At 73.7% G+C, this 19,675-nt stretch carries 20 protein-coding genes and 1 pseudogene; 10 read left to right on the top strand and 11 right to left on the bottom strand.

What is annotated here, in order from left to right:
- Positions 1 to 13: 13 nt before the first annotated feature.
- Entirely contained in the window at positions 14 to 532 is a 519-nt protein-coding gene (locus IE134_RS23080; RefSeq protein ID WP_078614383.1) for an ATP-binding protein, read from the top strand.
- A gap of 59 nt (positions 533 to 591) precedes the next feature.
- On the opposite strand, the gene IE134_RS23075 is transcribed toward IE134_RS23080, so the two are convergent.
- Positions 592 to 885 carry an SHOCT domain-containing protein gene (locus tag IE134_RS23075; protein ID WP_030712742.1) on the bottom strand — a complete coding sequence of 98 codons (294 nt, stop codon included), beginning with the start codon at positions 883 to 885 and terminating at the stop codon, positions 592 to 594.
- Between the two features lie 154 nt (positions 886 to 1,039).
- Complete coding sequence (locus IE134_RS23070) at positions 1,040 to 2,254, bottom strand: ROK family protein (protein ID WP_006122607.1); 1,215 nt, start codon at positions 2,252 to 2,254, stop codon at positions 1,040 to 1,042.
- A 240-nt stretch (positions 2,255 to 2,494) separates the two neighbouring features.
- On the opposite strand from IE134_RS23070, the gene IE134_RS23065 reads away from it, so the two are divergent.
- Both IE134_RS23065 and IE134_RS23060 read left to right on the top strand, forming a co-directional pair.
- Entirely contained in the window at positions 2,495 to 3,625 is a 1,131-nt protein-coding gene (locus IE134_RS23065; RefSeq protein ID WP_098020264.1) for an MFS transporter, read from the top strand.
- 68 nt (positions 3,626 to 3,693) lie between these two features.
- Complete coding sequence (locus IE134_RS23060; RefSeq protein ID WP_189431566.1) at positions 3,694 to 4,446, top strand: maleylpyruvate isomerase family mycothiol-dependent enzyme; 753 nt, start codon at positions 3,694 to 3,696, stop codon at positions 4,444 to 4,446.
- A gap of 12 nt (positions 4,447 to 4,458) precedes the next feature.
- On the opposite strand, the gene IE134_RS23055 is transcribed toward IE134_RS23060, so the two are convergent.
- The 3 genes from IE134_RS23055 to IE134_RS23045 all read right to left on the bottom strand — a co-directional run bounded on the left by IE134_RS23055 (position 4,459) and on the right by IE134_RS23045 (position 7,195).
- The gene (locus IE134_RS23055) at positions 4,459 to 5,124 is read right to left on the bottom strand and encodes a response regulator (protein WP_030712735.1); all 666 of its coding nucleotides are present in this window, start codon (positions 5,122 to 5,124) and stop codon (positions 4,459 to 4,461) included.
- Positions 5,121 to 6,353, bottom strand: coding sequence for a sensor histidine kinase (locus IE134_RS23050; RefSeq protein WP_189431564.1), 1,233 nt, complete (start codon positions 6,351 to 6,353; stop codon positions 5,121 to 5,123). Before IE134_RS23050 ends, IE134_RS23055 begins: the two co-directional genes overlap by 4 nt.
- A 134-nt stretch (positions 6,354 to 6,487) precedes the next feature.
- Positions 6,488 to 7,195: a TetR/AcrR family transcriptional regulator gene (locus IE134_RS23045; RefSeq protein WP_126932416.1), complete on the bottom strand. Its 708-nt coding sequence runs from the start codon at positions 7,193 to 7,195 to the stop codon at positions 6,488 to 6,490.
- Between the two features lie 127 nt (positions 7,196 to 7,322).
- Here IE134_RS23045 and IE134_RS23040 point away from each other — a divergent pair, with 127 nt between their 5' ends.
- The gene (locus tag IE134_RS23040; RefSeq protein ID WP_126932415.1) at positions 7,323 to 7,778 is read left to right on the top strand and encodes a nitroreductase family deazaflavin-dependent oxidoreductase; all 456 of its coding nucleotides are present in this window, start codon (positions 7,323 to 7,325) and stop codon (positions 7,776 to 7,778) included.
- A gap of 54 nt (positions 7,779 to 7,832) precedes the next feature.
- On the opposite strand, the gene IE134_RS23035 is transcribed toward IE134_RS23040, so the two are convergent.
- On the bottom strand, positions 7,833 to 9,047 hold the full coding sequence (locus tag IE134_RS23035) for a geranylgeranyl reductase family protein (RefSeq protein ID WP_029182404.1): 1,215 nt from the start codon (positions 9,045 to 9,047) through the stop codon (positions 7,833 to 7,835).
- Between the two features lie 195 nt (positions 9,048 to 9,242).
- Between IE134_RS23035 and IE134_RS23030 the strand changes: the two genes are divergently transcribed.
- Positions 9,243 to 10,607, top strand: coding sequence for a dipeptidase (locus IE134_RS23030; RefSeq protein ID WP_030712723.1), 1,365 nt, complete (start codon positions 9,243 to 9,245; stop codon positions 10,605 to 10,607).
- Between the two features lie 85 nt (positions 10,608 to 10,692).
- Positions 10,693 to 11,379: an MBL fold metallo-hydrolase gene (locus IE134_RS23025; RefSeq protein ID WP_189431562.1), complete on the top strand. Its 687-nt coding sequence runs from the start codon at positions 10,693 to 10,695 to the stop codon at positions 11,377 to 11,379.
- An 81-nt stretch (positions 11,380 to 11,460) separates the two neighbouring features.
- Here the strand turns inward: IE134_RS23025 and IE134_RS23020 are convergent, their stop codons facing one another.
- Positions 11,461 to 12,498 (bottom strand): NUDIX hydrolase, encoded by a 1,038-nt coding sequence (locus IE134_RS23020; protein ID WP_030712717.1) that lies wholly within the window; start codon positions 12,496 to 12,498, stop codon positions 11,461 to 11,463.
- A 234-nt stretch (positions 12,499 to 12,732) separates the two neighbouring features.
- Between IE134_RS23020 and IE134_RS23015 the strand changes: the two genes are divergently transcribed.
- On the top strand, positions 12,733 to 12,915 hold the full coding sequence (locus IE134_RS23015; protein WP_030712714.1) for a DUF8839 family protein: 183 nt from the start codon (positions 12,733 to 12,735) through the stop codon (positions 12,913 to 12,915).
- A gap of 137 nt (positions 12,916 to 13,052) precedes the next feature.
- On the opposite strand, the gene IE134_RS23010 is transcribed toward IE134_RS23015, so the two are convergent.
- Positions 13,053 to 13,982, bottom strand: a complete 930-nt coding sequence (locus IE134_RS23010; RefSeq protein WP_030712711.1) for an ROK family protein — start codon at positions 13,980 to 13,982, stop codon at positions 13,053 to 13,055.
- A 208-nt stretch (positions 13,983 to 14,190) separates the two neighbouring features.
- Between IE134_RS23010 and IE134_RS23005 the strand changes: the two genes are divergently transcribed.
- A complete protein-coding gene (locus tag IE134_RS23005) occupies positions 14,191 to 15,219 on the top strand; it encodes a LacI family DNA-binding transcriptional regulator (RefSeq protein WP_098896212.1) in 1,029 nt (342 codons plus the stop codon).
- A gap of 116 nt (positions 15,220 to 15,335) precedes the next feature.
- On the opposite strand, the gene IE134_RS23000 is transcribed toward IE134_RS23005, so the two are convergent.
- Positions 15,336 to 16,169: an alpha/beta fold hydrolase gene (locus IE134_RS23000; RefSeq protein WP_189431560.1), complete on the bottom strand. Its 834-nt coding sequence runs from the start codon at positions 16,167 to 16,169 to the stop codon at positions 15,336 to 15,338.
- 93 nt (positions 16,170 to 16,262) lie between these two features.
- On the opposite strand from IE134_RS23000, the gene IE134_RS22995 reads away from it, so the two are divergent.
- Complete coding sequence (locus tag IE134_RS22995; RefSeq protein ID WP_098896215.1) at positions 16,263 to 16,811, top strand: CGNR zinc finger domain-containing protein; 549 nt, start codon at positions 16,263 to 16,265, stop codon at positions 16,809 to 16,811.
- Between the two features lie 290 nt (positions 16,812 to 17,101).
- The gene (locus tag IE134_RS22990; protein ID WP_229823702.1) at positions 17,102 to 18,049 is read left to right on the top strand and encodes an SMP-30/gluconolactonase/LRE family protein; all 948 of its coding nucleotides are present in this window, start codon (positions 17,102 to 17,104) and stop codon (positions 18,047 to 18,049) included.
- 16 nt (positions 18,050 to 18,065) lie between these two features.
- On the opposite strand, the gene IE134_RS22985 is transcribed toward IE134_RS22990, so the two are convergent.
- Positions 18,066 to 19,364, bottom strand: coding sequence for a DUF6986 family protein (locus IE134_RS22985; RefSeq protein WP_097987051.1), 1,299 nt, complete (start codon positions 19,362 to 19,364; stop codon positions 18,066 to 18,068).
- Between the two features lie 170 nt (positions 19,365 to 19,534).
- Positions 19,535 to 19,675: pseudogene (locus IE134_RS22980) on the bottom strand (electron transfer flavoprotein subunit alpha/FixB family protein); the annotation flags it as partial.

Raw genomic sequence — 19,675 nt, 5'->3', positions numbered from 1 at the left:
GGGAGTCGCAGCCGTGATCAGCGAGCCAAGCAGGCACTGCACGGTGGAGCTCCAGGCCCTGCCGGCGCGGATCGGTCAAGTCCGCAGAATCATCTCGGCGCAACTGCGCTACTGGCATCTCGATCCTCTGATCGACCAGGCGGCCCTGGGCGTCACCGAGCTTCTCACCAACGTTCACCGGCACGCTCAGCCGGACAAGTCATGCACCGTCGACATCGAGCTGCTGCTCGACCGTCTGACGGTCTCCGTCCACGACCACGATCCGCGCCTGCCCACGGTGAACGAGGCGGATTCGTTCGCCACGTCGGGCCGGGGGCTGGCGCTGATCGCCGCCGTCAGCGAGAGCTGGGGCGTGCGGCCGATCGGCTCGGCCGGGAAGGCCGTCTGGTTCACCCTGCCGGCGGTCACCGGCGCCTCGACCCTGCCGCCGCTCGCGGTCTACGGGTCGATGACCGACGGGCCGTTCGGGGCCGTGACCATCACCCCCGACGACATCGCGGCCCTGCCCGCCCGGTCGGCCGTCGTCGGCTGACCGGGCGGTTCCGCCCGGCGGGCCGGCGTGGGCCCGCCGGGCGGAACCGGGGCACGGGGTCACGCCGGGCCGCCGCCGGCGGTCCGGCCGAACTGCTCGTCCAGCACGGACAGTCGGCGCCAGTACTCGTCCTCGTCGATCTCCCCCGCGGCGAACCGACGGCCGAGCAGCGCGATCGGCGAGGACGGTCCGGGGGCGCCCTGCGGAGTGCGGGCGGCCGCCCACGGGCCCTTGCGTCCGCGCCACACGGTGCGGCGCAGCAGGGTGACGATCCCGATGACGACCGCCGCCCAGAAGAGCGGGAAGAGCAGGACCCAGGGGCCGGGTCCGCCGGTGTGCGCCAGGGTGTTCATCTCGGTCAGCTCCCTCGTTCGCGGATGGCGTGATGCCTTCCGGTCGCTTTCGAGCCTGCCGGGACGAGGTGCTCCGGGGCGTCGTACGCGAGGCGGCCGTGTGCGTACTGCGGCGGGAGCACGCCTCCCCGCGCGATGACCGCCCGGCAGCCCCTCAGGCCAGCGCGGCGAGCGGGTCGTCGAGGACCGGCTGCCAGGCCAGTTCGGCGGCGCCCACCAGGCTGTTGTGGGCCAGGGTGCACGGCAGGATCGGCACGCTGCCGCTGCGCCCCCACAGGCTCCGGTCGGCGACGACGGCGCGCAGCCGCTCCGGGTCGGCCTCCAGCAGGTCGCGGTGGAGGCCGCCGAGGATGATGCGGTCGGGGTTGAGGATGTTGACCAGTCCGGCGAGTCCCAGGCCCAGGCGGTCGATCAGGGCCTCGGCGGCCTGTCGCACCGCCGGGTCGTCGTACTCCGTGCGGAGCAGGTTCCCGGCCTGCTTGAGGAGGGACTCCTCGGGGCCGGGTTCGCGGCGGGCGGTGGTGAGGAAGGCCAGCGGGTCGGTCTCCACGTCGAGGCAGCCGCGCCCGCCGCAGTGACAGGGCCGCCCCTCGGGGTTCACCGTGAGATGGCCCACCTCCAGGGCGAGGCCCGAACTCCCGCTGTGCAGACGGCCGTCGAGCACTAGGGCCCCGCCGACGCCCCGGTGTCCCGTGGCCACGCACAGGAGGTGCTGGGCGCCGCGGCCCGCGCCGTGCCGGTGCTCGGCCAGTGCGGTGAGGTTGACGTCGTTGCCGGTGAACGCTGGGCCGGTGATGCCCGCCCGGCGTACGCAGGCGGCGAAGATGTCGCGGACCGGGGAGCCCGCGGGCCAGGCGATGTGCAGCGGATTGAGGGCGGTGCCCTCCGGTTCGGCGACCGCCGACGGCACGGCGAGGCCGGCGCCGACGCAGCGCAGCCCGCTCGCGCGGAGCAGTTCGGCTCCCGCCTCCACGACCTCGCCGAGCACCTGCGCGGGGTCGGCCATCACCGCGACACAGCCCGGCGAGGTGGCGACGATCCGGCCGCCGAGCCCGACGAGCGCGGCCCGGAAGCCGTCGGCGTGCACCTGGGCGGCGAGGACGACGGGGCCGGTCTCCAGGACGGACAGCCGATGCGAGGGGCGGCCCTGGGACCCGGCCGCCGACCCGGGGCTGGAGTCGACCCGGATCAGGCCGAGCGCCTCCAGTTCCGCGGCGACCGCCCCGGCGGTGGCGCGGGTGACGCCGAGTTCGGAGGTGAGGACGGCCCGGGTGGGGGCGCGTCCGGTGTGGACCAGTTCCAGTGCGGGCCCGAGCGCGCTGCGGCCCCTCTCCAACTTGGTCCGGGTGGTGGTCGCCTTGCCGTTCATGGGGGCGAGTCTCCCATGATCCGGAGGCTTCCCGGACGCCCAGGGCCGGTTCGGGGACCCGGTTCCGGCCACCGCCCGCGCCCCCGGAACGCGCGGTGTGCGGCGGTGTTGCGTCCGTCGCCGGAGCGCCCCTATGCTGAGTTTGTGCCGCAACTAAACAAACTGCGGACGGCCCTACCCGGGGGACCCGGCGGAGACACCGCCCCACCCTCGTCGGCCCGCCTCCGTACCGCGCTGACCGTGTTCTTCGCCCTCGACGGGTTCCTCTTCGCCGGCTGGGTGGTCCGTATCCCGGCCATCAAGCAGCAGACCGGAGCCTCCGCCTCCACCCTCGGCCTCGCCCTGCTCGGCGTCTCCGCCGGTGCGGTGATCACCATGATGCTCACCGGCCGGCTCTGCCGCCGCTACGGCAGCCATGCCGTCACCGTGGCCTGCGGCGTCCTGCTCCCCCTGAGCATCGCCCTGCCCGCCCAGACCCACTCCGCGCTCTCCCTGGGCCTCGTGCTGCTCGTGTTCGGCGCGGCGTACGGCGGGATGAACGTGGCGATGAACAGCGCCGCCGTCGATCTGGTCGCCGCCCTGCGCCGGCCGGTGATGCCGAGCTTCCACGCGGCGTTCAGCCTCGGCGGGATGGTCGGCGCCGGGCTCGGCGGCCTGGTCGCGGGCGGTCTCTCCGCCTCCACCCATCTGTTCCTGCTGGCCGGGATCGGCCTGCTGGTCACCGCGTTCGCGGGACCCGCCCTGCTCCGCCACCGCCCGGCCCCCGCCGCCGTGGAGGCCGCCGGCCCGCGCGAGCCGAAGCAGCGGCTGTCGCCCCGAGCCCGCCGGATCGTCGTGCTCTTCGGTGTGATCGCCCTGTGCACGGCGTACGGGGAAGGCGCCCTCGCCGACTGGGGCGCGCTCCACCTGGAACAGGACCTGGGTGCGCACCCCGGGCTCGCCGCCGCCGGATACGCGCTGTTCGCCCTGACGATGACGGCGGGCCGGCTGACGGGGACCCTGCTCCTGGAACGGCTCGGCCAGACCCGCACGCTGGTTCTCGGCGGGGCCACGGCCGCGGCCGGGATGCTGCTGGGTTCGCTGGCCCCGACCGCCTGGCTGGCGCTGGCCGGCTTCGCGGTCACCGGACTCGGGCTCGCCAACATCTTCCCCGTCGCCGTGGGGCGCGCGGGCGAACTGGCAGGGCCCAGCGGGGTCGCCGCCGCCTCGACGCTCGGCTACGGCGGAATGCTGCTCGGCCCGCCCGCGATCGGCTTCCTCGCCGACTGGTTCTCGCTCCCGGTGGCCCTGACCACGGTCGCCCTGCTGGCCGCCGGGGCTGCCGTACTGGGCTACACGGCCCGCAACGCCACCACGAGCGCGCCCGTCTGACCGCCCGCCCGGCCGACGGAGCCGCGCAACCCGGTCGGGCCCCGCGCGGCACTGGCACAATCGCCGCCATGCAGATCACCGAGCACATCGCGTCGTTGTCGGAGGAGGGGCGGCTGCTCGCGGCGGCCGCCGAGCAGGCCGTTCCCGGCGCATCCGTCCCGACCTGCCCCGGCTGGCAGATACGCCATCTGCTGCGGCACACCGGCATGGTCCACCGGTGGGCGGCGGCGTTCCTCACCGAGGGACACACCGCGTACCACCCCGACGGCGGCGAGCCCGATCTCGACGGGGCCGAACTCCTGGCCTGGTTCCGCGAGGGCCACAGCCATCTGGTCCGGTCCCTGGAGGAGGCGCCCGCCGACCTGGAGTGCTGGACGTTCCTTCCGGCCCCCTCGCCCCTGGCTTTCTGGTCCCGCCGTCAGCTCAACGAGACGACGGTGCACCGGGTGGACGCGGAATCGGCGCTCGGCGGTCCGCTGACCCCGGTGCCGGCGACCCGGGCCGTCGACGGCATCGACGAACTGCTCACCGGCTTCCACGGCCGCCCCAAGAGCCGGGTCCGCTCCGACAAGCCGCGCACGCTGCGGGTACGGGCCGTGGACACGGCGGCGACCTGGACGGTACGGATCTCCGAGGACCCGCCGCAGACCGTACGCACGGCGGGCGGCGATGGCACGGAGGACGTGGACTGCGAGCTGAGCGGTACGGCCGAGGGGCTCTACCTCACCCTCTGGAACCGGCTGCCGCTCACCGCCGTCACCCTGCGCGGCGAGCGCGCGGTGGCCAGGCTCTGGACGGACAACTCCGCGGTCACCTGGTGAGGACGGACCGGCTCAGCCGAGCCAGCCGGGACGCACCAGCCCCGATTCGTAGGCGAGGACCACGAGCTGGGCGCGGTCGCGGGCACCGAGCTTGACCATCGTGCGGCTGACATGGGTCTTCGCGGTGAGCGGGCTGACGACCAGCCTGCGGGCGATCTCCTCGTTCGACAGGCCGATGCCGACCAGCGCCATCACCTCCCGCTCCCGCTCGGTGAGCAGGGCGAGCGAGGCGGCGGCGGTCGGCTCCTTGGAGCGGGCCGCGAACTCCGCGATCAGCCGGCGCGTCACGCCCGGGGAGAGCAGCGCGTCCCCGCCGACCACCGCCCTTACCGCGCGCAGCAGTTCGTCCGGCTCGGTGTCCTTGACCAGGAAGCCCGAGGCCCCGTTGCGGAGCGCCTCGAAGACGTACTCGTCGAGTTCGAAGGTGGTGAGCATGACCACCTTCACCTCGTTCAGCTCCGGGTCGCCGGTGATCCGCCGGGTGGCGGCCAGCCCGTCCAGCCGGGGCATGCGGATGTCCATCAGCACGATGTCGGGGCGCAGTTCGCGCACCAGGCGGACGGCCTCCTCGCCGTCGGCGGCCTCCCCGGCGACCTCGATGTCGGGCTGCGCGTCCAGCAGGGCGCGGAAGCCCGCCCGTACGAGCAGCTGGTCGTCGGCGAGCGTTACGCGGATCACGTCGTCTCCTCGGGAGGCCCGGGCGGGCGCCGGTCGCGGTCCGGGCCGGTGAACGGCAGTTCGGCCAGGACCCGGAAGCCGCCGTCCGGGCGTGGGCCCGCCTCGATCGTGCCACCGAGGGCGGCGGCCCGCTCCCGCATCCCGACGAGTCCGTTGCCGCTGCCACCCGCGTCGCCGGCGGTGGCCGGTCCCGCGTCGTCGATACGGAGGCGGAGACGCCCGGAACCGTAGCCGACGCACACCTCGGCGGTACGGGAGCCGGAGTGGCGGACGACGTTGGTCAGGGCTTCCTGGACGATGCGGAAGGCGGCGAGTCCGGCGCCGGGCGGGACGGCGGCCGGGTCACCCTCGCTCCCGACGGTGACGGTGAGTCCGGCGGCCGCGGCCTGTTCGACGAGTTCCGACAGCCGGTCGAGGCCGGGGGCGGGGGAGGTCGGGGCGTCGCCGGGCGTACGGAGGTTGGCGAGCACCTGGCGTACCTCGTCGAGCGCCTCCTTGCTGGCCCCCTTGATGGTGGTGAGCGCGGTGCGGGCCTGTTCCGGGTCGGAGTCGAGCAGCGCGAGCCCGACCCCGGCCTGCACGTTGATGACGGAGATGGAGTGGGCCAGCACGTCGTGGAGTTCGCGGGCCATGCGCAGCCGTTCCTCGTCGGCCCGGCGCCGCTCCGCCGCCTCGCGCTCCGCCCGGGCGGCCGCCCACTGCTCGCGGCGCACGCGCAGCAGTTCGGCGGCGGCCACGACGGCGACGACCCAGGCGGTGATGAAGCCTTGCTGCGTCCAGGGCGCGGCCCGGTCGCCGTCCGGTGGCAGCCAGTGGTAGAGCCAGTGGGAGACCAGGACGTGCCCGGCCCACAGCCCGCCCAGCGACCACCAGGCGGCCTTGCGGTGTCCGGTCACGATCGCGCTGAAGCAGCCGACGGCGACGGCGACGAACACCGGACCGTACGGATAGCCCGCCGCGAGGTAGACCAGGGTCGCCGCGCAGGTCGTGGCCACGGCGACCACGGGTCGGCGGCGGCGCAGGAGCAGCACGCCGACCGCGACGAACAGCAGGAGCCGGGCCGCCAGGTCCAGGGGCCGGCGGCCTTGGCCTTCCTCGGCGAAGCCCGTACCGACCATGACGAACACCAGGAGCACCGCCGTCGACACCCAGGGCAGCCCGGCGGTCCGCGAGCGCGCGCCGGACAGCCACGGCGGCCCGCCCCGGTGCAGCGGTTGCAGTTCGTCCATGGCGGCCACGCTAGACGGCGGGCGGGTGCGGAGGCGTCCGCCGTGCGTGGTGATCACCCGTACTCCGTGGGGAGTACGCACCGGGAAAGCCGGGAAGGGCGGCGCCCGGCCCGGTCGGGCGGGCGCCCGGTCCGTCAGGCCGTACCGGCGTCGCGCAGGCCCACCGAGCGGGCCAGCTCACCGGCGGTCTGCCGGAACAGCGCCTCACGCTCCTCGACGACCCGGTTGAACTGGCCGAACAGCTCGAAGGAGATCAGGCCGAACAACTGCGCCCAGGCGGCGACCAGAGCCGCCACGGACTCGGGTGGGACACCCTCGGCGAAATCGGCGGCCATCCGCTCCGCGTCGGCGCGCAGCCCGTCCGCGAGCGGCGGCAGGGTGAGGTCCCCGGCCCGGTACGCGCCGCGCACGATGTCGATGAGGACCAGGCCCACGCGCGCAGCGGGCCCCACCGTGTCCATCGGGGCGATGTAACCGGGGACGGGCGAGCCGTAGATCAGGGCGTACTCATGGGGGTGGGCGAGCGCCCACTCCCGTACGGCGCAGGAGACGGCGACCCAGCGCTCGGCGGGCGGCGCCTCCCCCGCCGCCTGTTCCGCCGCCGCTTGCTCTGCGGCCGCGCCGATCGCGTCGAACGCGTCGACGATCAGCGCGGTCAGCAGATCGTCGCGGCTGGGGAAGTAGCGGTAGAGCGCGGAGGAGACCATGCCCAGCTCGCGGGCGACGGCCCGCAGCGAGAGCTTCGGCGCGCCCTCCTCGGCGAGCTGCTTCCTGGCCTCGTCCTTGATCGCCGCGGTCACTTCGATACGGGCGCGTTCCCTGGCCCCTCGGATGGTGCTCATGCGGTCAGTCTGCCATGCGATCGGAGCACTGACCATGAACGAGAGCAGTGCTCTTGCTTTGGATAGCCCTTCCGTGCACACTGATCTCAAGCGAGAGCACCGCTCTCCTCGTAGCCTGGGAGTCATCATGTCGCAGCAGCCCTACTACCTCCGGGCGAGCGCCACCGCCAACCGCTTCAACAAGGTCGTCGGCTGGCTGGCCCGGCACGGCTTCAGCCTGATGGGCTCCGCCGAGCTGTCGGTGCGCGGGCGCAAGAGCGGCCGGATGCAGCGCATCCCGGTCAACACCCACACGTTCGAGGGCGACCGGTACCTGGTCTCGGCGCGCGGTCACTCGCAGTGGGTGCGCAACATGCGCGTGGCGGGAGGCGGGGAGCTGCGCCTGGGGCGCAAGGTCAGCCGCTTCACCGCCGTGGAGATCCCCGACGACGCGGAGAAGGCCCGGATCATCCGGGCCTATCTGGAGCGGTGGGGCTGGGAGGTCGACCAGTACTTCCAGGGGATCACGGCGAAGTCCACGGACGCCGAACTGCTGGCCGCCTCCCCGGACCACCCCGTCTTCCGCATCACCGTCGAGGCATGACGACGCCCCCGTCGCCGTACGGGCAACGGGGGCGCGGTCGCGACAGGTGAGCCGCTAGCGGTCCATAGCGTGGAGCGCCCGCTGTGCCAGCGGATGCGTACGGACGAGCTCGGCCAGCGACGTCGTGCCCCGGGTGATTCCGGCGAACGACTTCCAGGCCGGGCGGAAACCGGTCAGCACCGCGTGCAGCAGGCCGGGGCGGCGCTCGAACAGCTTGAGCATGCGGCGGCCGACGCCCATCTCCACGCCGAGGCCGGCCTTGATGGCGAAGGCGTAGTTGAGGGCCTGGCGCCGGGCGTCCACCGCGTCGTGGGCCTCGGCGATCCTGACCGCCCACTCCCCCGCGAGCCGGCCCGAGCGCAGCGCGAAGGAGATGCCCTCGCGGGTCCACGGCTCAAGGAGTCCGGCCGCGTCGCCGCAGACCACGACCCGGCCGCGGGAGAGCGGCGAGTCGTCGCTGCGGCAGCGGGTGAGATGGCCCGAGGAGATGGACGGCTCGAACCCGGCGAGGCCGAGGCGGGCGATGAAGTCCTCCAGATACCGCTTGGTGCCCGCGCCGTCGCCGCGCGCCGAGATGACGCCCACGGTGAGGGTGTCCCCCTTGGGGAAGACCCAGCCGTAGCTTCCCGGCAGCGGGCCCCAGTCGATGAGGACCCGGCCCGCCCAGTCCTCCGCGACGGTGGCCGGAACGGGGATCTCCGCCTCCAGGCCCAGGTCCACCTGATCGAGTTTCACCCCGACATGGGCTCCTATCCGGCCCGCGCTGCCGTCCGCGCCGACGACGGCCCGCGCGAGGACGGTCTCGCCACCGGCCAGCACCACGGCGACCGTTCTCCGGTCGGGCACGGCGGGGCCGTGCTGCTCGACCCGCACCACCGATGCGCCGGTGCGCAGTTCGGCCCCGGCCTTCTGCGCCTCCTCGACCAGACCGGCGTCGAACTCGGGGCGGTTGATGAGCCCGAAGAGCATGCGCCGGGAGCGGCGGGTGCGGGCCAGCTTGCCGTTGAGCGAGAAGGTGACCGCGTGGATGCGGTCCTTCAGGGGCAGTTCGAACCCGGGCGGCAGGGCGTCGCGGGAGAAGCCGATGATGCCCCCGCCGCAGGTCTTGTAGCGCGGCAGTTCCGCCTTCTCCAGCAGCAGGACTCTCCGGCCCGCCACGGCTGCCGCGTACGCCGCCGATGCCCCGGCCGGTCCGGCGCCGACCACGACGACATCCCACACCAACGACTCTTCCGGCTCACGTCCGGCGTCTGCGTTCTCGCTGCTCACGATGTGCTTCTGCTCCTGATCCGACCAGTGGCCCCAAGCTGCTCACGGCATCCTACGGCGCGCTTCGGGCCGGCCCTCCTGTGGGAGGATCGGCCATGATTTCGTCGTACATGCGTCGTCACAAGCACGGCGTCGCACACGGTCGCGTACACACCGCGCCCTACCCATAACGTCGCACCCACGAGGAGCGTGCCCATGACCGCCCGTCCGATTCCCGAGACCGTCGCCTCGCTGATGCCCCGTGCCCGGGAGGAGCTGGCCGAGCTGGTGGCGTTCCAGTCGGTGGCGGACCCGGCGGTGTTCCCGAAGAGCGAGTGCGAGGGCGCGGCGAACTGGGTAGCCGACGCGCTGCGCGCCGAGGGGTTCACGGACGTCGCCCTCCTGGACACCCCCGACGGAACGCAGTCCGTCTACGGGTATCTGCCCGGGCCGGCCGGGGCGCCGACCGTGCTGCTCTACGCCCACTACGACGTGCAGCCGCCGCTGGACGAGTCGGCGTGGATCTCCCCGCCGTTCGAGCTGACCGAGCGCGACGGACGCTGGTACGGGCGAGGCGCGGCCGACTGCAAGGGGGGGTTCATCATGCACCTGCTCGCGCTGCGCGCCCTCAAGGCGGACGGCGGCGTCCCGGTCTCGGTGAAGGTGATCGCCGAGGGCTCCGAGGAGCAGGGCACCGGCGGTCTGGAGCGGTACGCGGAGGCGCACCCGGAACTGCTCCGCGCGGACACGATCGTCATCGGCGACACCGGCAACTTCCGGGTCGGGCTGCCGACGGTGACGGCGACGCTGCGCGGGATGACCATGCTGCGCGTGCAGTTGGACACCCTCGAAGGGAACCTGCACTCGGGGCAGTTCGGCGGCGCGGCCCCGGACGCGCTGGCCGCGATGATCCAGCTGCTGGCCTCGCTGCGCGCCGAGGACGGGACGACCACGGTCGACGGTCTGACCGGTGACGCCGACTGGGACGGCATCCAGTATCCGGAGGCGGAGTTCCGGCAGGACGCCAAGGTGCTGGACGGCGTCGAGCTGATCGGCACGGGTACGGTCGCGGACCGCATCTGGGCCCGTCCCGCCGTCACCGTCATCGGCATCGACTGCCCGGCGGTGGTCGGCGCGACCCCGTCCGTGCAGGCGAGCGCACGGGCGCAGGTCAGCCTGCGGGTGCCGCCGGGCCACGACGCGGCCGAGGCGACGAAGCTGCTCACCGCCCACCTGGAGTCGCGGGCCCCCTGGGGTGCGCGGGTGAAGGTGGAACAGGTGGGCCAGGGCCAGCCGTTCCGGGCCGACATGAGCAGCCCGGCGTACCAGGCCATGGCGGACGCGATGCGGGACGCCTACCCGGGCCAGGAGATGCAGTCCTCCGGCATGGGCGGCTCCATCCCGCTGTGCAACACCCTGGCGGGCCTCTACCCGGAGGCGGAGTTCCTGCTGATCGGGCTGAGCGAGCCCGAGGCGCAGATCCACGCGGTGAACGAGAGCGTGTCGCCCGAGGAGCTGGAGCGGATGTCGGTCGCCGAGGCGCTGTTCCTGCGCAACTACGCGGAGTCGAAGAAGGCCTGATCCCGCGGGTGGGCTTCGCCCTCGGCGAAGTCGCCCGGAGCGTAGATCCGTGCGGCGAACGTCCGCCGCTGCGTACGTTCGCCGCATGGATCTCGTCGAGGTGCTCCCCCAGTTGCACAGGTTCCGCTTCCGGATCGGTCAGGCGTACCTCTGGCGCGACGGGGCGGACCTGACCCTGGTCGACGCGGGCGACATCGCGTCGGCCGCCGCGATCGAGGACGGGGTCCGGGCGCTCGGCCACGACCCGGCCCGGATCCGCCGCATCGTCATCACCCACGGCCACCGCGACCACTACGGGTCCGCGCAGGAACTGGCGGACCGGTACGGAGCCGAGATCCTCGCCCACGCGCTGGACGCCCCGGTGATCCGGGGCGAGCGCCCCGTGCCGGAGCCGGACCTGCTGGACTGGGAACGGCCTTTGTACGCACGCGGGTTGACGTGCCCCGAGGCCCCGCCCACCCGGGTCGACCGTGAGGTGACCGGCGGCGAGGTGCTGCCGTTCGGGGACGGTGCGCGGGTGGTCCACGCCCCCGGTCACACACCGGGCTCCATCGCGCTCCATCTGCCGCGCCACGGCGTGCTGTTCACCGGGGACGCCGTCGCCTCCGCGGAGCAGGTGATGCTCGGCGTGTTCAACGTGGACCGTGCCGGGGCGGCGGCCACGTTCCGGCGACTGGCCGCGCTCGCACCCCGTACCGTCTGCTTCGGCCACGGCGACCCGCTCACCGAGGACGCCGAGGCGGTGATGGAGGCGGCGGCGAACGGCGTATGAGGCCGCACGGGTGTCCGGCGCGCGGCGCTTCCCCAGCGCCGCCCGGCCGGGGGCTCGCCCCGGCCCCCGTACAGGCCCCGCTCAGCCCACCGGCACCCCCGCCTCCAGGTTGAGCACCGTCTTCCGCTCGCGCGCCCGCAGGGCCCAGCGCAGCCGCTCGTACCGGGTGGGCGGCAGCATCCCCGCCGCCTCCTCCTCGGTGACGAAGCGCCAGCCGCGCAGCTCGGAGCCCGGCAGCAGCAGCCGGCCGGCGTCCTCGGAGCGGAGCAGGCCGCCGTCGAAGAGGAAGCGCAGCCCGCCGTAGCCGGGCGGGCGGGGCGACTCCCAGTCGACGAGCAGCAGGGTGGGCACCCGGTCCAGGCTGAGGCCTATCTCCTCGGCGACCTCACGGATCCCGGCCTGCGCGGGGGCCTCGCCCGCCTCCACGACCCCGCCGGGGAACTCCCACCCCGGTTTGTACGTGGGGTCGACGAGCAGCACCCGGTCCTCCTCGTCGAAGAGCAGCACCCCGGCGGCCACCGTCTCGCCGGTCGGCTCGGGAGTCTGCACGATGGGGCACGGCGGCACGCTCCCGGTGCGCACGGCGTCCGCGATCCGCTCGGCGGTCTCCCGGGGGGTGAGGGCGCTGTTGTCGACCACGTGCGCGTCCCGGGCGATCCAGCCGAGGGCGTCGCGGTACGGGCCGATGTGCTCGTACGACCACCGGCGCACCCGGTCGCTCTGTTCGTCGTCGCCGGGAAACTCCTCGCGGCCCGCGATCCGGCTGCGCAGGATCGTTTCCTCAGGTGAGAGCGCCACATGCCGGACCGGGATGCGCCGGGAGGCGAGCCCGCCGAAGATCTCGTCGCGGTACTCCTGGCGCAGCAGGGTCATCGGCACCACCAGCACCCCGGACACCTCGGCGAGCAGCGCCGCCGCCGTGTCCACCACGAGCCGCCGCCAGATCGGCAGGTCCTGGAAGTCGGTGACCTCGGCGAGCCGCTTCTGCGGCAGCAGGGCGCGCAGCCCCGCGCCGGTGACCTCCGGGTCGTACAGCGTGCTGTTCGGAATCAGATCGATCAGTTCGCCGGCGGCGCTGGTCTTGCCCGCGCCGAACGCACCGTTGACCCAGACGATCACGGTTCCCCCTCTTCCGTAGCCCCCTGTGGCTTGCCCGCAACACCCTGCCGCGGAAACCCCGCGAGGGCGACGGCGTTGGCCGGATGCGGCGTCCGGGACGAGCAAGGCCTCTCCACGATAGGGAAGCGGGTTCCGGGGCAGACGTAACCATGCCGGTCCACAGCGCCTGCGGGCCGGATTCGTCGGAGCGTCGGCATCCGGACACCCGGGGGCCGGAAGACCAGGGGGTGCGCCGTGCGGCGGACTGTTCTTGAGCACTTTCCCGCGGGAGACCCGCGCGGCAGCAGGACCGCGGAGGAGTTCGCGGCCCGGCAGCGTGGTGAGGGCCTGGCCGCGGAGGTCGTGATGGACCTGGACCAGGACGCTTTCCTGGTGATCGTGGAGCAGCAGGCGGGCAGCACGGCACCGGCCCCCTAGGACGTGTCGGCGGAGCGGCGCTCACCCGAGATCCGCGTGTACGGGCCGGGAACGTGCGGCGCGGGATGCGGCCCGGCGGACGCCCGGCCTGACGAACCGGGCGTCCGCCGGAAACCCTTGCGGTCTCCGGACCGGCCTTACCGCAGGGCGATGGCCGCCGCCGCGGCCCCGACCAGGCCCGCGTCGTTGCCCATGACGGCGGGCGCCACCGTCAGCCGGCGGAGGTAGGAGAGCGTGGCGTACTCGCGCAGGCTGCGGCGCAGCGGTACGAAGAGGACGTCACCGGCCCCGGCCACTCCCCCGCCGACCACCGCGATGTCGAGGTCCGCCAAGGTCGCGGTGGCGGCGATGCCGGCGGCCAGCGCCTGGGCGGCTCGCTCGTAGGAGGCGATGGCGACCGGGTCCCCGGCGCGGGCGGCGACGGCCACCGCGGCGGCCGTCGCATCGCCGTCCGGGCCGGGTCGCCAGCCGTTCTCCAGGGCGCGGCGGGCAATGTTGGGGCCGCTGGCGATGCCCTCGACGCAGCCGCGCGCACCGCAGGGGCACGGGTCGCCGTCCAGGTCGACGCTGATGTGGCCGATGTGCCCGGCATTGCCCGAGGGACCGGGGCGCAGGGTGCCGCCGAGGACGAGGCCGCCGCCGACGCCCGTCGACACGACGAGGCAGAGCGCGTTGTCGTAGCCCCGGGCGGCGCCGAGCCAGTGCTCGGCGGCCGTCATCGCGACCCCGTCGCCCACCAGCGCGACCGACAGCCCGCCCGCCGTCTTGTGCACCCGCTCCACCAGCGGGAAGTCCCGCCAGCCGGGGACGTTGACCGGGCTGACCGTGCCGGCGGCGGCGTCCACCGGTCCGGCGCTGCCGATACCGACGGAGCCGGCCCTGCCCCACAGCGGCGAGGCCATCAGCTCGCCCAGCACCTCGTCCACCGCGCCCATGACCGCCTCGGCGCCCTCCCGGGCGGGCGTCGGCCGCTGCGCCCGTACGAGGAGGGATCCGTCGCCGTCCACCAGCGCTCCGGCGATCTTGGTGCCGCCGATGTCGAGCGCGGCGACGAGGTCGGTATGCATCGGTGTGGGCTCTCCGGATCGGTGAAGGGGCGGGACCTGCGGGTTCCGTCCATAGTCTGCACAGTCTTCATCCTCTTGACAACGTTGTCCAGGGCCTATGCTCGACGCCACAGCCTCCGATCACCTGCGCGGCGCCCCTTCTCGGCCCCGCTCGGCCCCGGCCGGAGCACCGCACGCCCCGCCCGTATCCGACGACAGGACAGCGCACGTGGACCGGACCGCCCGTCATTCCGAGACCCGCTACGGCAACCGGCCGACCATGAAGGACGTGGCGGCCCGGGCCGGAGTCGGCCTGAAGACGGTCTCCCGGGTGGTGAACAGCGAGCCCGGCGTCACGCCCGACACCGAGCGCCGCGTGCAGGAGGCGATCGACGCACTGGGCTTCCGCCGCAACGACAGCGCGCGGGTGCTGCGCAAGGGGCGTACGGCGTCCATCGGACTGGTCCTGGAGGATCTGGCGGACCCGTTCTACGGTCCGCTGAGCCGCGCGGTGGAGGAGGTCGCCCGCGCGCACGGCGCGTTGCTGATCAACGGTTCCAGCGCCGAGGACCCGGAGCGGGAGCAGGAGTTGGTGCTGGCGCTGTGCGCCCGCCGCGTCGACGGCCTGATCGTGATCCCGGCGGGCGACGACCACCGCTATCTGGAGCCGGAGATCAAGGCGGGCATCGCCACGGTCTTCGTGGACCGCCCGGCGGGCCATGTGGACGTCGACATGGTGCTCTCCGACAGCTTCGGCGGCGCCAGGGAGGGCGTGGCGCATCTCATCGCGCACGGTCACCGCAGGATCGGGTTCATCGGTGACCAGCCGCGGATCCACACGGCCACCGAGCGTCTGCGCGGCTATCACGCCGCCATGCGGGACGCGGGCATCACCGTCGAGGACGGCTGGGTCTCCCTCGGCTCCACCGAGCCGGAGCGGGTGCGGGCCGCGGCCGAGGAGATGCTGGGCGGCCCCGAACCGGTCACCGCCCTGTTCGCGGGCAACAACCGGGTGACGGTGACGGCGGTACGGGTGATCGCGGAGCGGGAGCGGCCGGTGGCACTGGTCGGGTTCGACGACATCGAGCTGGCCGACCTGCTCGGCATCACCGTGATCTCGCAGGACGCGGCGGCGGTCGGCAGGACCGCCGCCGAGCATCTCTTCCGCCGCCTCGACGGGGCGGAGCACGCCCCGGCGCGGGTGGAGCTGCCGACGACCCTGATCCCGCGCGGCTCGGGCGAACTGCCTCCTGCCTGAGCCGGGTCAGGTCCCGCGCGGGGCTCCCGGGTCAGCAGGGCCAGGAGCCGCGCGGGTCCGGGGCTGGACGGAGAGCCCGCCGCCCCGAAAGACCCTCGCCCCCGGGGCACCCGCCGTCAGGCCGCGGCGGCCACCGGCCGGAACTCCCGGGTGAGCAGCGCCAGGAGCCGCGCGGGCGCGTCCTCGGGCGTCGCGTGGCCTGCTCCCTCCAGCCAGTGCAGCTCGGAGTGCGGGATCAGCGCGTGCAGCTGCTCGGCGAAGGGCGGCGGCAGGAAGCCGTCCTCGCGCCCCCAGATGATCCGGGTCGGCACCGGTACGGACCCCAGCAGATGCTGGAACTCGTCGGTGGCCGCCTGCTCCAGCTGTCCGTACTGGCGGTAGTACGCGGCCCTGCCCTCCTCACCGCGCCACGGGTCGAGATGGGCGGCCAGGACGTCCGGCCGGTAGCCGGTGTGGCTCGCGAAGCGCAGGTGGCTCTCGGCCAGCGCCTCGTGCGCGTAGACGGGCAGTTGCTCGAAGAGGTGCGCGTTCTCCCGTACGAGCCTGAACAGCCCGGTCCCCCAGTCGCCGCAGCCCACCGCGTCGACCAGGGTGAGATCGGCGTACCGGGCCCCTTCCAGCAGCAGGGCCCGCAGGGCCACGGCCCCGCCGATGTCGTGGGCGATCACCCTCGGGCTCTCCAGCCCCCAGTGGTCCAGGAGTCCGGTGAACACCCGCGTGTGCGCGGCCAGCCCGAGATCCTGCCCCGCGCGCTGCTCCGACTGCCCGAAGCCGAGCAGGTCGAAGACGTGGACCCGGTGGTCCTGGGCGAGCGCCGGTGCGATCTCGCGCCAGATGCGCGACGAGAACGGGGTGCCGTGGATCAGGACGACCGGATCGCCCTCCCCCAGCACGTCCCAGCGGACCGTCCCGTCCGGGGTCTCGAATGTCCTGGTCAGTTTGCCGTTCATGACACGCCTCCTGATGTCGGGTGCAGAACCCTGCCTGACTCTCGACGTTACCAGAGCATGCCGCTTGTCGGTAACGTTGATAAAGTGGGGATCATGCGACGGAACCCGGCACCCGCGGAACTCGAACCGGTCGAGGCGTTCTGCAACACGGCGACCCTGCTCCACGAAGAGGACGAGCTCGCCCGGCCGGGGACGGCGGGCGGATGGCTGCGGGCGCACGGGTATCCGGAAGCGGTCGCCCCGGCCGACCTGGCGGCGCTCACGGAGGCCCGGGAGACCGTGCGGGCCTTCCTGGTGGACCGGACCTCGCCCGAGGCCCTCGACGCCCTCAACCACCTGATCCGCTCCGTGGCGGGCGCCCCTGCCGTACGCCCGGACGGCACACTCGCCCTGCGCCCGGCCGACGACGGGCCGGCGGCGGGGATCGTACGGACGGTGCTCGAAGCCCTGCTGCGCGACGGCCTGACCGGGCGTCACGCGACGCGGCTCAAGGCCTGCGCGGCGCCGGAATGCCGCTGGGTCTTCTACGACCGGGCTCCGTCGTCGAACGGTCTGTGGTGCGACATGGACGTGTGCGGCGCCCGGCACAAGATGCGGGCCTACCGCGCCCGTGGCGGCGCGGCCGCACGCCGGGACGGCTGAGCAGACCCCAGGGCTGTTGGGGTGGCGGGTCGGCCCGTCGGGGCGTGGTGCCGACGGATCGGCGGGGACGGCTCCCTATCGTCGGCGGCCGACGCCCCGCCCCCGTACGGCACGCTCCGGCGGACCGAGCGGCGGACCCGGGTGTCGGACCGTCACCTCCCCAGCCCCTCGGCACGCCCGCTCCTTCGCCCGTCGGCTCGGGCGGCCGCGCGGACCGGACCACGGGGGCGCCCCTCCCCTTCCCGGGCCGGTACGGCAGCGGGCAGGGCATCCAGAACAGGTACGCACCCATGAGCCGTCCCACCACGACCCCGCCGATCCCTTCAGCCCCGAAGCAGGGGCGCAGACAGCCCCGTTGGCGGCTCGCGGCGACGGCCGCGGCGCTGATGCTGTGCGCGGCGCCGGTCGCCTCCGCCGCACCCGGGACCACCCCCGGCACTGCGGACGGGCGCCCCCCGGCGCACGGCGCGGCACCCCTGTACATCTCCGACTACAGCGACAACACCGTGCTGCGCCTGCCGCCCGGCGGCGGGGCCCCGGTCATGGTCGCGGTGACCGGCCTGATCCGCCCGACCGGGATGGCGCTCGCCCCCTCGGGCGACCTGTACATCTCCGACACCGGCAACAACCGGGTCGTACGGGTGCCGGGTGACGGCGGCCCCCAGACCGTCGTCCCGACCACCGACCTCTCCCGCCCCATCGGGCTGGCGCTGAACGCGGACGGCGACCTCTACATCGCCGACAGCTTCAACGACCGGGTGGTGAAGGTCCCCGCCGACGGCAGCGGCCAGGTCACCGTCCCCACCACCGGGCTGCTCCACCCCAACGGTCTCGCCCTGGACACGGCGGGCAACCTCTTCGTGGCGGACTTCGTCAACGACCGCGTGGTCAAGGTGCCCGCCGACGGCGGCCCTCAGTCGACCGTGCCCACGACCGGCCTCTCCCAGCCGACCGGCCTGGCCTTCGGCCGGGGAGGGGACCTGTTCGTCTCCGACAGCGGCAACGACCGGGTGGTACGGCTCCCGGCGGGCGGCGGACCGCAGCGGACCGTCCCGGCGGTCGGACTCAACTCCCCGTACGGGCTGGCCTTCGACCCGGCGGGCGCGCTGTACATCGCGGACTTCAACAACGACCGGGTGGTGAAGCTGCCGGTACGCGGCGGCCAGCGGACGGTGCCGGTCGCGGGCCTGCGCACCCCGGCGGGACTGGCCATCCCCTCGGAGCGCGCAGGCTACTGAGTCACCCGTTCCGGTCTTACGGAGCGGTGACCGTCAGGTCGCCCCGGCGCGGGGAGGCGAAGGCGTCCAGGTCCGCGCGGGTCAGACCGGTCAGCCGGGCGACCTCGGCGGTGTCCAGTGCGCCGCAGTCGATGCCGCGCAGCAGGTAGCCGCTGAGGGCCTTGGCGGTGGCGGGCTCGTCCATGACGTCACCGCCGGCCTTGGCCACGTAGGCCGCGAGACGGGCGGCGGCGGGCTCCAGGCCCTCGCGGTAGAAGGCGTACACGGCCGCGTAGCGCGTCGGCAGGTGGCCGGGGTGCATGTCCCAGCCCTGGTAGTAGGCGCGGGCCAGAGCGCGGCGGGTGAGGCCGTAGTGGAGCCTCCAGGCCTCGTGGACCTGGTCGGTCGGGCCGACGGGCAGGACGTTGGTGGAACCGTCGGAGACGCGTACGCCGGTGCCGGCGGCGGCGACCTGCATGACGGCCTTGGCGTGGTCGGCGGCGGGGTGGTCGCTGGCCTGGTAGGCGGCGCTGACCCCGACGCAGGCGCTGTAGTCGAAGGTGCCGTAGTGCAGCCCGGTCGCCCGGCCCCGCGCCGCGTCGATCATGCGGGCGACGGCTGCGGTCCCGTCGGCGGCGAGGATGGACTGGCTGGTCTCGATCTGGATCTCGAAGCCGATGCGCCCGGCGTCGAGGCCGTGGGCCTTCTCGAAGGCTTCGAGGAGCTGGACGAAAGCGGTGACCTGCTCGGGGTACGTGACCTTCGGGAGGGTCAGCACGAGCCCTTCGGGGAGCCCGCCCGCCTCCATCAGGCCGGTGAGGAAGACGTCGGTGGTGCGGATGCCCCGGTCGCGGACACCGGCCTCCATGCACTTCATCCGGATGCCCATGTACGGGGCGGCGGTGCCGTTCGCGTACGCCTCGGAGACCAGGCGCGCGGCACGGGCGGCGGCCTCGTCCTCCTCGGCGTCGGGGCGCGGGCCGTAGCCGTCCTCGAAGTCGATGCGCAGGTCCTCGACGGGCTCGCGCTCCAGCTTGGCGCGTACGCGGTCGTGGACCGGGCCCGCCAGTTCCTCGGGGATGCCGAGGACGGCGGCGAACGACGAGGCGTCGGGGGCGTGTTCGTCGAGGGCGGCCAGCGCCTGGTCACCCCAGGAGCGCAGGGTGCCGGGCTCGAAGACGTCACCGGGTACGTAGACGGTGTGCACGGGCTGGCGGGTACCGGGATCGCCCGGGTAGCGACGGGCGAGCTCCGCGTCGACCGCCGTGAGGGAGGCGCTGATCTCCTCGCTGACCGCACCGGCGAGGCTCGTTGCCACCTTCTCCTGCTGACCCATGACCGTACCCTCCACGCTCTCGTTGTTTCCGCTTCCCGGAATCAACAATCCGTATAGTGAAGTTATAAGGCCGCTCGACCTGCGTCAATGGTCGCCCGGAACGGCACCGGGCCGCGCGGTGGGGTTCACCGTGCGGCCCGGGCGGGGTGATGCGGGGTGGTGCTGGGGGATCAGCCCTTGCGGGTGTTGATGTCCTCGGTGAGCTGGGGAACGACGGTGAAGAGGTCACCGATGACGCCGTAGTCGACGAGTTCGAAGATCGGGGCTTCGGCGTCCTTGTTGATCGCGACGATCGTCTTCGAGGTCTGCAT

Source organism: Streptomyces rubiginosohelvolus, assembly GCF_014649875.1.
GTDB classification, from domain to species: Bacteria; Actinomycetota; Actinomycetes; order Streptomycetales; family Streptomycetaceae; genus Streptomyces; species Streptomyces rubiginosohelvolus.
This window is presented reverse-complemented; position numbering and strand designations above follow the sequence as displayed.

Excerpts from the sequence above, each read along its gene's own strand:
- IE134_RS22990 (WP_229823702.1), top strand. The coding sequence starts at position 17,102 with ATGAGCCGTCCCACCACGACCCCGCCGATCCCTTCAGCCCCGAAGCAG.
- IE134_RS23040 (WP_126932415.1), top strand. The coding sequence starts at position 7,323 with ATGTCGCAGCAGCCCTACTACCTCCGGGCGAGCGCCACCGCCAACCGC.
- IE134_RS23025 (WP_189431562.1), top strand. The coding sequence starts at position 10,693 with ATGGATCTCGTCGAGGTGCTCCCCCAGTTGCACAGGTTCCGCTTCCGG.
- IE134_RS23070 (WP_006122607.1), bottom strand. The coding sequence starts at position 2,254 with ATGAACGGCAAGGCGACCACCACCCGGACCAAGTTGGAGAGGGGCCGC.
- IE134_RS23000 (WP_189431560.1), bottom strand. The coding sequence starts at position 16,169 with ATGAACGGCAAACTGACCAGGACATTCGAGACCCCGGACGGGACGGTC.
- IE134_RS23010 (WP_030712711.1), bottom strand. The coding sequence starts at position 13,982 with ATGCATACCGACCTCGTCGCCGCGCTCGACATCGGCGGCACCAAGATC.
- IE134_RS22995 (WP_098896215.1), top strand. The coding sequence starts at position 16,263 with ATGCGACGGAACCCGGCACCCGCGGAACTCGAACCGGTCGAGGCGTTC.
- IE134_RS23030 (WP_030712723.1), top strand. The coding sequence starts at position 9,243 with ATGACCGCCCGTCCGATTCCCGAGACCGTCGCCTCGCTGATGCCCCGT.
- IE134_RS23060 (WP_189431566.1), top strand. The coding sequence starts at position 3,694 with ATGCAGATCACCGAGCACATCGCGTCGTTGTCGGAGGAGGGGCGGCTG.
- IE134_RS23075 (WP_030712742.1), bottom strand. The coding sequence starts at position 885 with ATGAACACCCTGGCGCACACCGGCGGACCCGGCCCCTGGGTCCTGCTC.
- IE134_RS22985 (WP_097987051.1), bottom strand. The coding sequence starts at position 19,364 with ATGGGTCAGCAGGAGAAGGTGGCAACGAGCCTCGCCGGTGCGGTCAGC.
- IE134_RS23045 (WP_126932416.1), bottom strand. The coding sequence starts at position 7,195 with ATGAGCACCATCCGAGGGGCCAGGGAACGCGCCCGTATCGAAGTGACC.
- IE134_RS23050 (WP_189431564.1), bottom strand. The coding sequence starts at position 6,353 with ATGGACGAACTGCAACCGCTGCACCGGGGCGGGCCGCCGTGGCTGTCC.